Source organism: Vibrio sp. bablab_jr001 (assembly GCF_016464285.1).
In the GTDB taxonomy this organism is placed as follows: Bacteria; Pseudomonadota; Gammaproteobacteria; order Enterobacterales; family Vibrionaceae; genus Vibrio; species Vibrio fluvialis.
Map to the genome: position 1 here is coordinate 67,478 of NZ_JACDWZ010000106.1, position 13,767 is coordinate 81,244.

Annotated in this window: 9 protein-coding genes; 6 read left to right on the plus strand and 3 right to left on the minus strand. The window is 49.8% G+C overall.

Features of this window, described 5'->3' with window-relative positions:
- Position 1 precedes the first annotated feature (1 nt).
- A complete protein-coding gene (locus JIG40_RS20415; protein ID WP_199465987.1) occupies positions 2-1,183 on the plus strand; it encodes an amino acid aminotransferase in 1,182 nt (393 codons plus the stop codon).
- 26 nt (positions 1,184-1,209) lie between these two features.
- Positions 1,210-1,881 carry an ATP-dependent zinc protease gene (locus JIG40_RS20420; RefSeq protein WP_032080422.1) on the plus strand — a complete coding sequence of 224 codons (672 nt, stop codon included), beginning with the start codon at positions 1,210-1,212 and terminating at the stop codon, positions 1,879-1,881.
- 153 nt (positions 1,882-2,034) lie between these two features.
- On the opposite strand, the gene fruA is transcribed toward JIG40_RS20420, so the two are convergent.
- Genes fruA through fruB form a run of 3 tightly spaced genes read right to left on the minus strand, consistent with a single transcriptional unit; the run spans position 2,035 to position 5,893 of the window.
- Positions 2,035-3,777 carry a PTS fructose transporter subunit IIBC gene (fruA, locus tag JIG40_RS20425; RefSeq protein WP_032081926.1) on the minus strand — a complete coding sequence of 581 codons (1,743 nt, stop codon included), beginning with the start codon at positions 3,775-3,777 and terminating at the stop codon, positions 2,035-2,037.
- An 18-nt stretch (positions 3,778-3,795) separates the two neighbouring features.
- A complete protein-coding gene (gene pfkB, locus JIG40_RS20430) occupies positions 3,796-4,749 on the minus strand; it encodes a 1-phosphofructokinase (protein WP_020328462.1) in 954 nt (317 codons plus the stop codon).
- 10 nt (positions 4,750-4,759) lie between these two features.
- The gene (gene fruB, locus JIG40_RS20435) at positions 4,760-5,893 is read right to left on the minus strand and encodes a fused PTS fructose transporter subunit IIA/HPr protein (RefSeq protein ID WP_044366433.1); all 1,134 of its coding nucleotides are present in this window, start codon (positions 5,891-5,893) and stop codon (positions 4,760-4,762) included.
- Between the two features lie 330 nt (positions 5,894-6,223).
- Here fruB and cra point away from each other — a divergent pair, with 330 nt between their 5' ends.
- The 4 genes from cra to JIG40_RS20455 all read left to right on the plus strand — a co-directional run bounded on the left by cra (position 6,224) and on the right by JIG40_RS20455 (position 13,763).
- A complete protein-coding gene (gene cra / locus JIG40_RS20440) occupies positions 6,224-7,207 on the plus strand; it encodes a catabolite repressor/activator (RefSeq protein WP_024375459.1) in 984 nt (327 codons plus the stop codon).
- Positions 7,208-7,388: 181 nt separating this feature from the next.
- Positions 7,389-8,531, plus strand: a complete 1,143-nt coding sequence (locus JIG40_RS20445) for an exonuclease SbcCD subunit D (protein ID WP_199465988.1) — start codon at positions 7,389-7,391, stop codon at positions 8,529-8,531.
- A gap of 3 nt (positions 8,532-8,534) precedes the next feature.
- Positions 8,535-11,576: an SMC family ATPase gene (locus JIG40_RS20450; protein ID WP_199465989.1), complete on the plus strand. Its 3,042-nt coding sequence runs from the start codon at positions 8,535-8,537 to the stop codon at positions 11,574-11,576.
- 138 nt (positions 11,577-11,714) lie between these two features.
- Complete coding sequence (locus JIG40_RS20455) at positions 11,715-13,763, plus strand: hybrid sensor histidine kinase/response regulator (RefSeq protein WP_172559399.1); 2,049 nt, start codon at positions 11,715-11,717, stop codon at positions 13,761-13,763.
- The last annotated feature ends 4 nt before the right edge of the window (positions 13,764-13,767 follow it).

Sequence of the window (13,767 nt, forward strand, 5' to 3'; positions counted from 1 at the left end):
CATGTTTTCCCACTTACCAACACCAGCTTTAGATCCAATTCTCTCTTTGTCCGTTGCTTACCGAAATGATCCTCGTTCTGAAAAAGTGGATCTTGGCATCGGCGTGTACAAAAACAGCCAAGGCGAAACGCCAATCATGCGCGCTGTGCAACAGGCACAGGACATCGTCGTATCCACACAGAAAACCAAATCTTACGTTGGCCTCGCTGGCTGCGAAGAGTTTAACCGCAGCATGCTGAACCTGGTGCTGGGCGAGTCACTGGTCAATGAACGTGTGACGGCTATTCAAACTCCGGGCGCCAGTGGCGCGCTACGTATGTTGGGTGACCTGATGCGTGTCGCGCAGCCTGAGACAACTGTCTGGATCACGGATCCGAGCTATGTGAACCACAAACCCGTGATGGAAGCAGCAGGCCTGAAGGTCAAGTACTATGCTTACTTCAGCCGCGATACCAAAATGGTGGATACCGACCGCATGCTGAGCGATTTGGCACATGCCGGTCCGAAAGATGTGGTTCTGCTGCACGGTTGTTGTCATAACCCAACGGGAGCTGACATCGATTTTGCAGCTTGGCAGGCAATTACCGAACTGTCACAGAAAAATGGTTTTATTCCGTTTGTCGACATTGCCTATCAAGGCTTTGGTGATGGGTTGGAAGAAGACGCGAAAGGGGTGCGCCACATGGCAAGCAATGTCGAAGAGATGTTGGTGACATCATCTTGTTCGAAGAATTTCGGTCTGTATCGCGAGCGCACTGGCGTCGCTATCGTGTTGGGCAAAAATGCCAACGATGTCGCGAATGCGCGAGGCAAAATGCTGACGCTGGCACGTTCCACCTACACCATGCCGCCAGATCATGGCGCTGCGCTTGTCAAAACCGTGTTACAAAACGAACAGCTTACGGCTATTTGGAAGCAAGAGCTGAGTGAAATGCAACAACGTTTGTTAAGCCTTCGTCAAACCTTGTGTAAAGAGTTGAGAAATCAACATAATACGGCACAATTCGACTTTATCGAAAGCCACAAGGGCATGTTTACGGTCCTGGGGTTTGCGCCAGAGCAAATGGCTCGTTTGCGAGAAGAGTTCGGTATTTATGGTGTGGCGGATGGCCGTATCAATATCGCAGGCCTGACGGAGAAAGATATTCCTTACGTTGCGGATGCGATAGTTAAAGTCTCATAACGTTAGTAGTTTGATTAGGTGAATGAATGAAACAACAATGGAAACTCCTGGTTCCTCTGATGCTCAGTGGTGGTCTGGTTGCTTGTGCAACGACGTCGACTGAACCATCGGCCAATGTGGATCAAAAGGAACAAACCACTCAAGTTGAACAACCTAAGCAGGAAGCAACCGAAAGCGCCAAGGATGTGGCTGATACCAAGTCTGAACCCAAAGCCGAAGAGCCGAAAAAAGAGGTGAAGAAAGAAGTGGTCGTGCTCAAAGCGACGAAAACTTCTGACGGCAAGCTCATTCTGGGCGAAAAAGAATGGGTTTATGTTCCGGGTTTGAAAGAAAACTTCTTGGCTCGTATTGATACCGGGGCAACCACTTCGTCTATCAGTGCTGTCGATGTGGTTCCGTTTGAACGCGATGGCAAGGACTGGGTGAAATTCCGCATTGAACACGAAGGCATCAAGAGTGAGGAAACCAGTCTTCCGGTTGAACGTTGGGTTCATATTCGCCAGTCAAGCACTGATGACACGCAGCGCCGCGCGGTCGTGGTGGCCTGGATTCAGATCGGTGACCTAAAAGAGAAAACCGAGTTTACACTCGCTGACCGAACCCATCTGACTTACCCGCTTCTGTTGGGGCGCAGCTTCTTTAAAGACGTTGCTGTCGTGGATGTTAGCCGCAAATTTGTTCAGCCTAAGCACAAATAAGCGGGTTGAACTGATAAATGAAAAGCCAACAGATGTTGGCTTTTTTTATGCGTGCTGAATGGAAAAAAGCCAGTGAGTAAAACACTCACTGGCAAAAGTCGAGGGGACTTTTAAGGGGAGCCAAGATCGGTAGTTGGCTCCAATACGGGAACATTAAGCGGTAACGGTGTCTTTCGCTTGAGCGCGAGACTTCAGGAATGCGTAGCCTGCGCCTGTTACAACGGTACCCACAGCAATCGCAACCAGGTACATCAGTACAGGGGTGATTGCATTTGGAATCAGCAGTACAAACAGACCGCCGTGTGGAGCCATCAGTTTTGCACCGAACAGCATAGAAAGTGCACCAGTAATCGCGCCGCCTACCATACATGATGGGATTACGCGCATTGGATCTTTCGCAGCGAATGGGATAGCACCTTCTGAGATAAAGCACAGACCCAGAACAAACGAGGCTTTACCCGCTTCGCGCTCACTTGGTTCAAACTTGTCGCGAGCCAGGAATGTAGCCAGCCCCATACCCAGAGCCGGAACCATACCCGCGGCCATGATGGCAGCCATTGGTGCGTAAGTTTGTGAAGCCAGCAGGCCAACACCAAAGGTATATGCAGCTTTGTTTACCGGACCACCCAGGTCGAAACACATCATTGCGCCAAGGATAATACCCAGGAGAACAGCGTTTGCTGAGCCCATGTTATTCAGGAATTCAGTCATTGCTGACATGATGCCCGCAACCGGACCGCCCACCACGTAAATCATCACCAGACCAGTCACTAAGCTGGCTACAAAAGGAATGATCAGAATAGGTTTCAGTGCTTCCATGGATTGTGGCAACTGAACTTTATCGGCAATGAATTTGGCTGAGTAACCCGCGATGAAACCCGCAGCGATACCACCCAGGAAACCTGAACCGATAGAGCTTGCCAACATACCGCCGATCAAACCCGGTGCAAGCCCCGGACGGTCAGCGATGGAGAACGCGATGTAACCTGCAAGAACCGGAATCATCAGTGCGAAGGCCGACCCACCACCGATAGACATCAGCGCAGCGGCCAGTGTGCCTTCTTCTTTAAACGCTTCGATACCGAACACGAATGACAATGCGATGATCAAACCACCGGCAACCACTACTGGCAGCATGTGTGATACGCCAGTCATCAGGTGTTTGTAGACGCCTTTTTTCTCTTCTGTTGCTGCTGAAGAGTTTGCGGTACCAGAGTGTTGATAAACAGTTGCCTGGGCGAACGCTTTATCCATCTCTTCTGAGGTTTTCTTCAGCGCAGGACCTGTCTTGGTACGGTACATTTTCTTACCGTTGAAACGGTCCAGTGGTACTTCGATGTCTGCCGCAATGATCACTAAATCCGCTTCAGCAATTTCTTGCTCAGTCAGCTGGTTTTTGGCGCCAACAGAACCGCGTGTTTCCACTTTGATTTGGTGACCACGACGCTTACCTTCCTCTTCCAGAGCTTCTGCCGCCATGAAAGTGTGCGCCACGCCTGTCGGACATGCGGTGATCGCGACAATTTTCTTAACGCCTTCCGAAACTGCAGCAACCGGCGCTTGGTACGTAGTCGCAGCTGACGCGGAAAGTTCAGAGGCTTGCTCTGCAGCCGCTTTCAGGTAGGCAACCGGATCGCTTGTGCATGCTGAGATTTCGCTTTGATAGACTTTTTTACCGACGAAACGAGTGGTGTCGATAGGCGTATTTGCCGCGACAATTACCAGCTCTGCCGCTGCGATTTCAGCGTCGGTAAGTGTGTGTCCTTCCAGCACGGATGAATGGCATTCAACAGCTGCTGTCCAGTTGAGGGATTTTGCTGCCTGTTCAAGCAGACCAGCAGCGATAATGCTATTTGCAACGCCGCTAGGGCACGCAGTAATAATGGCAATATTCATAGATGCGACCTTCTGTCCTTAGTTGTTAGTGGCAACACTAACTGGTTGTAATTGGATTTCTTTTTGTAGGGTGACTAATTGCTCAACGCTTGGTACACCAACACCTACCTGCGTAACTGCAAGAGCAGACAGGGCAGTGGCAAACGTGATCAGTTCTTCTTTATTCATGGCTTGCATATGACCCCAGCACAAACCAGCTACCAGGGTATCGCCCGCACCAACGGTACTGACAACACTCATGCGTGGCGGCTTAGCGTGAAGCCATTCACCTTGGTTTAACCACATGGTGCCGTCGGCACCCATGGAAACCACAATATTCTCGATACCTTTGTCTGCCAGATGTTCAGCAGCGCTGCGGCACTCTTGCGGAGAGTGAAGTTCACGTCCCACAAATTGAGAAAGTTCTTCATCGTTTGGCTTAATCAGCCAGGGTTGTGCGTTCAGTCCTGCGGCCAGGGCGTCGCGGCTGCTATCAAACAGAACCTTCTTGCCCAGCGCGTGCAGCTTTTCAATCCACGAAGCGCACAGCTCAGGTGACACTCCGGATGGCAGACTGCCCGCCATGACGAAGTATTCGTGTTCCTCAGCCAGAGCCATCAGGGTGTGCTCAAATACTGCGATGTCTTCAGGAAGCACCTGAATACCCGGGAAGTTGATGTCGCTGACTTCACCGTTCGCTTCAACCAGTTTGACGTTGATGCGGGTCGCGCCGTCGATGCGCACAAATTGGTCGTTGGCACCCATTTCAGCAAACAGCTGGCAGAACATTTCCTGATTGTCTCGGCCAAGGAAACCAGTAACCGTAACCTCTGCGCCAAGGTCGCTCAGTACTTTGGCAACGTTGACGCCTTTACCTGCCGCGTGAAGATTGCTCTCTTTCACCAGGCTCACTGAGCCCACGTTGAGCGTGCTCAGGCTACCAGTGAGATCCAGCGCAGGGTTGAGTGTGATGGTGACGACTTTCTTAGTCATGTCTCGCTCCTTAACCTTCACCCAGGCCAGCGTTGATCGCTGCACCGATGGACTCCAGCGCTTGCGCGGCATCTGGGCCTTCTGCGGTGAATTGCAGTTGGTGACCGTGTTTTACGCCGAGCGCAATCACTTTCATCAGGCTCTTCGCGTTTACGATTTTGCCGTCGCCATCGAGGTTCGCCACTTTGATGTTGGACTCGAATTTCTTCGCTTCCGCAACCAGCATCGCGCCAGGACGGGCGTGCAGGCCGTGTGAGTTTTTGATCTTGAAGACCGCAACATTACCTTCGCCAGCAACAGGAGCTTCTTGTTCTTCTTGAGTGAACAGGGCAACCAGAGCTTCTGCTGAGGTGTTCAGCAGTTTTTCTTGCTGTTGGTTAAAGACGATGTCTGAGATTTTGCTCAGGAAGGCTTGATGAGCACTGTTGCATGCAGCAAACGCAATCAGCGCTTTAACAGCCACACCTTCGTATTCACACGCGTTTGCTGTCGAAACAAATGACATGCCAGTGCGTTTTACCGCTTTGTCGCTGCTCACCAGCCACAAACCTTTACCTAGGTGCGTTGGCTTTTTAGTGACCAAATCCGCGACGAATTCCGCTTCCGCGCAGCCAGTGTTTTTCAGCAGGCCGCCAGCCACTGCGCTCATCTGTACCATGTCACTTGCCGGGAACAACAGTTGAATCAGAGAGGCGTCGAAGTCGGCTTCGAACTGAACGTCGCCGTTCAGTAATGCGATGATGTCGTTTGCGGTTTTCGCTTGTTTCAGTTTCTCTTCTACACCGTCAGCAGACAGCACTTTAGTCAGCTGTTTCAGGATGCCCAAGTGTTCGTCAGATTTTGCAGCGATACCGATAGCCACATAAACGGTGTTACCGTCGCCCCAGTCAACGCCAGCAGGGAAGTGGTGAACCGCAACGCCGGTTTCTTTTACCAGATCACGGGTATCAGTGGTGCCGTGAGGAATGGCAATACCGTTGCCCAGAAACGTTGAGTTCTGTGCTTCGCGGTTCAGCATACCTTCCACGTAGCCCTGATCGACTAACCCTTTGTTAGCAAGATCAGCAGCGATAGAACGGATTGCATCCAACTTGTTTGACTGCGCTTGCGCCAGTTGAATGTCTTTAGTAGTGAGTTGCAGCATGTTTGGCCCCTTTCCGCCATCGATATGGCGTTTTGTTGTCACCGCATGGCAATTGCGGCGTCAGGTGTTACCCTGCTTTATAATTTTAGCTGAATCGTTTCAGCATTTAGTTCAAAAAATTCAGCAAAACCACCAATTGGCGAAATCATTTGCTGTTATATGTTTAGTTTAAAAAAGCGCTAAGCTCCAAAAACTCGACATCGCTATCAATTTGAGATTTTGCTGAATCCTTTCAGCTTCAATACTGAATCGATTCAGCGTATAATTCAACATCATCAAGGATCGAAAGGTTATTTCTATGATCCGACGCACAGAACACGAGTAGTGGATATGACACTAGATGAAATCGCCAAATTGGCGGGTGTTTCCAAGACAACCGCAAGTTATGTGATCAATGGAAAGGCACATAAGTATCGGATCAGTGAGAAGACACAACAAAAAGTGATGGCGGTAGTCGAAGCTCACAACTACCGACCAGACCACGCCGCCTCGGCGTTGCGGGCTGGTAACAGCCGTTCATTCGGCCTGATTATTCCTGATCTGGAGAACACCAGTTATGCCAGGCTCGCAAAACTGCTGGAGCAAAATTCAAGGCAGGCTGGATATCAGATTCTGATTGCCTGCTCAGACGATGATCCGGAAACCGAAATGAGTGTGGCGGATGCGCTGGTTTCGCGCCGTATTGACGCACTGTTTGTCGCCAGCACCATGCCAAATGCCAGCGAGTTTTACCTCAAAATGCAAAACTCCGGTACGCCAGTCATCGCGATTGACCGTCCGTTGGACGACGAATACTTTGCCTGCGTAATCAGCGAAGATTTTGGCGCGGCCTTTGAACTCACCAGTTCAGTATTGGGCAACGCAGTTAAAACGGTGGGTTTGGTTGGCGCACTGCCTGAACTGAACATTTCGCAGGAGCGTCAACAAGGTTTCGAATCTGCGCTCAAACTCAATCACATCCAAGCCAAAGTGGGTTATGGCGAACACTTTAACCGTCATGAAGGCCGCCGGGTGTTTGAACAATGGGTCGCCGCCGGAGACGTCCCGGATGCCGTTGTCGCAACGTCATATACGCTGCTGGAAGGGATTTTGGATGTGCTCTTGGCGCACCCGGATTTAATGCAAACCATTCGTCTGGCAACGTTCGGTGATAATCGTTTGCTGGATTTCTTGCCGATAAAAGTGAATTCTTTGCCGCAGCAATTTGAAGTGATCGCCGATAGTGCGCTGGCTCTCGCGCTCAATGCTTCTGCGAAACGTTATCAGGCCGGGGTCGAATTGGTTCCGCGCCGTTTGAAAGTACGAACTCGTTAAATCGACAATATTCGAACGAGAATGAATAATCATTCATTCTGTCTTAGCGTAGATCTCTGTCGCACCTAGTGCCGCAGGGATCGATCTATGTTCAATCTTTTCCTTTCATTCATCGCAATTCCATTTAAAACGGGTATCATAAGCACAAATTACTCATAGATATTCGTTCAACAGGCTAGGAATGAAGTTTCTGCACACCTCTGATTGGCACTTAGGTCGCCAGTTTCACAATGTGTCCCTTCTGGAAGATCAACGTTACGTCCTTAAACAACTGATTGATTATTTGAAAAATAACGCCGTCGATGCGGTTATCGTCGCTGGGGATGTTTACGATCGTTCCGTTCCGCCAACCGTGGCGATTGAGCTGCTTGATGAAGTGGTAAGCTCGATTTGCACGGACCTCAATATTCCGATGATTATGATTCCCGGTAATCATGATGGCGCCAAGCGTCTCGGTTTTGCCGCGAAGCAAATGAAAGGCGCAGGATTACACATCATCAGCGATTTCGAGCAGATGATGACACCTGTGGTACTGAAATCTGATCAGGCTGGCGACGTTGCTTTCTATGGGATGCCTTACAATGACCCGGAACAAGTTCGTCATCACTACCAAAACAGCGTCACTACTCACGATGAAGCGCACCAATTTCTGTGTGAATGTATTAAAGCGCAACGTGATACGTCACAACGTCACGTATTGATCAGTCATTGCTTTGTCGATGGAGCGATGGAATCGGATTCAGAGCGTCCTCTGTCGATTGGTGGTTCAGATCGTGTTAACCACGAACATTTTGCTGATTTCGATTATGTGGCTCTGGGGCATCTTCATCAGCCGCAAAAAAAGGGTGAAGAACACATTCGCTATTCCGGCTCACTGATGAAATACAGTTTCTCAGAACAACATCAGAAAAAAGGAATGACGTTGGTGGAACTGAATGATGCAGGCTTTGTTGCCGCAGAGCACATTCCACTTAGCGCACCTCATGACATGCGTATTATCGAAGGTGAGTTGGATCAACTGCTTGAACAAGGCAAAACCGATCCGAGTGCTCACGACTATCTTTTGGTGCGCCTGCATGACAAACACGCCATTCTCGATCCAATGGAAAAGTTACGTAAGGTCTATCCGAACGTTTTGCACCTCGAAAAGCCCGGCATGCTGATTGGCGTAGACCAGGAAATGGGGCGCGCGCGTCTAGCCCGTGGTGAAATGGATATGTTCCGCGACTTTTTCCTTGAGGCGAAGCAAGAGCCGCTGTCCGAACAACAAGAGTCGGCGATGGCCGAAGTCATCCAGTCACTCAAACAAGCGGAGCAACACTGATTTATGCGTCCGATTAAACTGACTCTACAAGCCTTTGGTCCATTTGCGTCCCAAGAAGTGGTGGATTTTACCGAACTCGGTCATGCGCCACTGTTCTTAATTAATGGTCCGACGGGAGCGGGGAAAAGCTCAATTCTTGATGCGATCTGTTATGCGATGTATGGCGAAACGACGGGCAGTGAACGCACGGGCGATCAGATGCGCTGTGATTACGCCGAAGAAGGTTTGCTGACTGAAATCCAGTTTATGTTTGAACTGAATGGCCGGGTGTTCAACGTGACCCGAAGCCCGGATCAGGAAGTACCGAAAAAACGGGGTGAAGGCACAACCAAGAAATCGCATAGCGCGACACTGTGTGAAATCGTCGAAGGCGAGGAAAAACTGCTGGCGAGCCGTCCAAGTCCGGTCGCCAAAGCGATGGTTGACCTGATTGGCTTGGATGTAAAACAGTTCCGCCAAGTGATGGTGATACCGCAGGGGAAATTCCGTGAGCTGTTGATCGCCAACTCGAAAGAGCGTGAGCAGATTTTCGGCCAGCTATTTCAGACGCATATCTATACCCAGATTGAACGTACGCTGTTTGAACGCGCCGCGGGGATTCGTAAAGAAAAAGACGAATTTGACAACCAGATTAAAGGTGCGCTGGATGTGGTGTCGGTGAGCTCTGAAGAGGAGCTGAAAGACGAGAAAACCAGGCTAGCGCCCGTTTTGAAAGAAGCGGAAATATCGTATCAAGCGACACAAACATCGCTGGATACGGTGAAACAGCAACACGGCGCAGCGATGGAGCTGCAACAGAAGTTTGCGCAGAAAGCAGCATTGGATAAAGAGTTGCAGCTTGAGTTGGCCAAGCAGAATGAAATGGACGTTGTCCGCGCCCGCAAGCAGCAAGCATTGCAGGCCGCTCGTCTGGACTCTCCGTTCAACGAAATGAACACGGCGGAAAAGCAACTCAACCAAACTCAAAGTGCGGTGGTTTCCAGAACAGATGCCGTCGCACTGGTAACAAAGCAAGTCACGGAAGCGGATATGGCGTATCAGGCGGCGATAAGCAATTGTAGTCAGCTTGAGTCTTTAACCGCGCAACTTCATCAGTTGGAAGCGACAGGTAAGAAGTTTGCGGCACTGGATGAACAGCAAAAACAACTGGCGACGGCGTCACAATCGTTCACCAGCGCTAAACTCGCGTTTCAGCAAGCTGAGTTGGCACTGCAAACACTGGACCAACAAATACAGGTGAAACGCAAAGAGAAAGAGGCGGCTCAGCTGCAAGTTGCTACTTTGGATAGTCAACGTTCGAGCCTGAATATCATCAGTGAACATATTGAGCGACGCACACGTCTGCAACAACTGACACAACAGCTGCACGACAAGGCGCAGCTGCATCAGCAAGCGGAGCAGACTTATAAGGAAGCGCAAGAAAAGACGCGTCTGGCGAAGCAAAGTGCTGATCAACTCGAATACGTCTGGCACACCAACCAAGCAGCGGAGTTGGCCAAGCTGCTACAGGAAGGTGATGCCTGCCCGGTGTGCGGCAGTCATTCGCACCCTCAATTAGCTCAGTTTTCAGGTGACGTTGTCACTAAAGGGCAAGTGCAGCAGGCGCGTGATAACCAGCAAACAGCGGCGAACTTTGAGACACAAGCACTCAAGCGTCATGAAGCGATATTTGCAGAGCATCAGCATCTTAAGCAGGATGTTGAGCTGCTTGAAACCGCGATTAAAGAAAAACGCATTCCCGAGTTAGCTGAATTACATACACAGCAAACACAGTTGACTGCTGAAATTGCCCGCTTACAGGCGCTTAAGCCTGCTGAGCTTGAACAAAATCTGCAGCAGTTGGAAGTGAGCTTTAACGCTGCCAAGCAAACGCTGGACAATCAACTGGCCGCGCGTCAAACCGCAGAAATCGCTGTGGCAGAGGCGCAAACACGTGTCAATGATCTGCAACGCGATATTACCTCTGAATTTACTCATGTGGACGAAGTGCGTCAGCGTTACAGTCAGGTGCAGAAACAGATTAAAGCGCTGACGGAAGCGGAGCAGCAGGCAAGGGCGGCTCTGAATGCTGCTCAAAATCAGCTGTCGTCCGCGCAAGCCGCGCTGGCCAGTGCTCAGGAGCAACACACATCATGGAGTCGTGAAGTGAAACGCACACAGCAGCAGTGGCAACAGGCGTTGGCGGAAACGCCGTTTGTTGATCGCGAAGCGTATCTGGCCGCCAAGCTGGATGAACAGGCATTAGCTGCGTTAGATGAACAACTTCGTCGTTTTGATGAAGGACTGGCTACGCTTAAAGGTAAGTTGGAAAGTCTGGTTCAATCTCTGGCGGATAAAACTCTGCCACAAATGGAAAACTTAGAATCGGCACTGGCGGAGCATCAGTCTGCTGTCACCGCGGCCTTCAACGTACTTGCCGTGCACCGTTCACGCATGGACAGCTTGGTTCAGGTGGAACAAAAACTGGCACGTCTGTACGAGAAAAATGCGGAACTGGATAAAGCGTATCAGGTCTATGGAACATTAAGCGACATCGCCAACGGTCGTACCGGGGCTAAAGTGAGCTTACACCGATTTGTGCTGGGCGTGCTGCTGGATGATGTTCTGATTCAGGCATCACAACGCCTGCAAATGATGAGTAAAGGGCGTTACTTACTCAAACGTAAAGAAGAGCGTGCGAAGGGTAACGCGGGATCTGGTTTGGATCTGATGGTTGAAGATGGCTACACCGGCAAGTGGCGCGATGTCGCGACGCTATCGGGTGGTGAGTCGTTTATGGCAGCGCTGTCTCTCGCGCTAGGCTTGTCGGATGTCGTTCAGTCATACAGCGGGGGTATTAGGCTAGATACCCTGTTTATTGATGAAGGTTTTGGCAGTTTGGATCCTGAATCGTTAGATTTGGCGATTCAAACCCTCATCGACTTGCAACAAGGGGGAAGAACCATCGGGATCATCTCTCACGTTACAGAACTGAAAGAGCAAATTTCATTGCGGTTGGACGTTGAAACCAGCGGCCATGGTAGTTCGATTAAGTTAGTCGCATAACTGGTTGTAGTAGGCATCCGGTTTCATTTGTGCTACGTGTTATTAGTAGTGCATTATGGAAGCCGTCGCTGCTTGTTGAACAGCAGATAAAATAGTAACTCGTCTAATAATGATTAAATCAGAGTTTGGTAAGAGCACATGGAAGTAGTAAAGAAAATTTACCAGTATGCTGAGCCTAACCTCACCCTCGTGGGGTGGATGGGCTTTATTGGTTTTCCACTCTACTACTATATTTGGCAGTACGTCTTTCCACAGCCATACGAATCGTTGCTGCTACGCAGCTTTTGTTCGTGTTTGTTCGGTGGTATCGCGTTTCGTAATTCCGTGCCCAAATTGTGGCAGCGGTATCTGCCGTATTACTACCTGTTTATGATAGGGTTCTGCCTGCCATTCTTCTTTGCTTATATGATGCTGATGAATGACTGGTCGACCGTGTGGGCGATGTCCTTTATGGCATCAATATTCCTGCACATTCTGCTGGTGCATGAGACCAAAGTTATGCTGCTCCAGGCCGCGATATCCATCTTGGCAGCCTACGGTGCGGTGTATTGGATTCAGCACTATGAGCCGCAACAGTACATTTTGTGGCCGTACGTACCGATTTTCCTATTCACCTATGTGTTTGGTAACCTGTTTTATTTCAGGAACCAGAGCTCTCACGAATCAAAAGTCTCCATTGCCAAATCGTTCGGAGCGGGCATCGCGCATGAAATGCGTAACCCGCTGAGTGCATTGAAGTCATCGGTTGATGTATTGCGCTCCATTCTTCCGGCTCAAAATAACATCTCACGTGGCGCGCATATTGATGAGCAAGATCTGACGTTGCTGCATGAGATTCTCGATAATGCCGACGACGTTATTCACACCGGTAATGAAACCATCGATCTGTTACTGACCTCGATCGATGAGAACCGAGTATCGCGTTCCACGTTCAGGAAGCAGTCGGCGCGCGAAGTCGTTGACTACGCGTTGCATTCGTTCTCCTATAAGCGTGCGATTGATCGTCAATCGGTCACTTTAGTGGTTGAGGACGACTTCGACTATTTCGGCAGTGATACGCTGTTGAAATTTGCACTGTATAACTTGCTGAAAAACGCCTTCTATTATCAGAACAGCGAGCAGTTCCATATTGATGTCACCCTGAAAACCCAGGGCAATCAGAACCTCATCGTGGTCAAAGATAACGGCGTAGGCATTGCGCCGGATCGCATCGACGATATCTTTAAAGATTTTTATACCTTCGGTAAAAATGGCAGCTACGGACTTGGATTACCCTTCTGCCGCAAAGTGATGAAATCTTTTGGCGGTAACATTGCGTGTGCGTCAGTGCTGGGGGAATGGACCGAATTTACTCTGAGTTTCCCTCTGTATGAGTCGCAGGAAGTCTCACACATCAAACTGGATCTGATGAAAAATAAATCCGTTCTGTATATTGGAACACAGGGATTAATGAGTCGCCATTTAAGTGAGACATCGTTTTATCAGGGATTCCGCCTGCACCTTGTGACGTTGCAGGAAGCTCTGGTACGCGAAGAGTATGAGTTCGAATATGATGCCATTGTGCTGGATCTCGAACAGATTGAAGATCACTGGCAATCGGTGGTCGAACTGGAAAGCAAACTGCACTTTACTGAAGCGCAAATTGTCTACCTGTTTGATAAACAACGGGAATATCCGATCAATATTGAGCGCCATTTACGCGTAACGCCGCTGGATATTCGTCAGATGTTACGGGATACGGACAAAGAACTGGACAAGCTGTTCTTTGATGCCGCGGAACTGGTTCCGGATCGCAACGTGATTCCACAGAAGAAACAGACGTATGAACGCCGTATTCTGGTGGTGGATGATAACCAGTCGCTGCGTACCTTCACTGCGTTGATGCTAGAAAAGCAGGGTTATGAAGTGGTACAGGCAAATGATGGTCAACAGGCGTTGGATGCGGTCGAGAGCAGCGATTTCGATTTGATCCTGATGGATATCGAAATGCCGTTTATCGACGGCATTGAAGCAACACGGGTTATTCGTGATTCGGACAAGCCGTACCGCCACATTCCTATTGTCGGGCACACAGGTGATAACAGCCCGATGACGATCGAAAAAATTCATAAATCGGGCATGAACGACTACATCGTTAAACCCGCCGATAAAGACAAACTACTTGGTAAACTGGCGAACTGGATCTAGCTCT

Bases quoted from the DNA above. Each gene is read 5' to 3' on its own strand.
- JIG40_RS20415 (WP_199465987.1), top strand. From the start codon at position 2: ATGTTTTCCCACTTACCAACACCAGCTTTAGATCCAATTCTCTCTTTG.
- JIG40_RS20420 (WP_032080422.1), top strand. From the start codon at position 1,210: ATGAAACAACAATGGAAACTCCTGGTTCCTCTGATGCTCAGTGGTGGT.
- fruA (WP_032081926.1), bottom strand. From the start codon at position 3,777: ATGAATATTGCCATTATTACTGCGTGCCCTAGCGGCGTTGCAAATAGC.
- pfkB (WP_020328462.1), bottom strand. From the start codon at position 4,749: ATGACTAAGAAAGTCGTCACCATCACACTCAACCCTGCGCTGGATCTC.
- fruB (WP_044366433.1), bottom strand. From the start codon at position 5,893: ATGCTGCAACTCACTACTAAAGACATTCAACTGGCGCAAGCGCAGTCA.
- cra (WP_024375459.1), top strand. From the start codon at position 6,224: ATGACACTAGATGAAATCGCCAAATTGGCGGGTGTTTCCAAGACAACC.
- JIG40_RS20445 (WP_199465988.1), top strand. From the start codon at position 7,389: ATGAAGTTTCTGCACACCTCTGATTGGCACTTAGGTCGCCAGTTTCAC.
- JIG40_RS20450 (WP_199465989.1), top strand. From the start codon at position 8,535: ATGCGTCCGATTAAACTGACTCTACAAGCCTTTGGTCCATTTGCGTCC.
- JIG40_RS20455 (WP_172559399.1), top strand. From the start codon at position 11,715: ATGGAAGTAGTAAAGAAAATTTACCAGTATGCTGAGCCTAACCTCACC.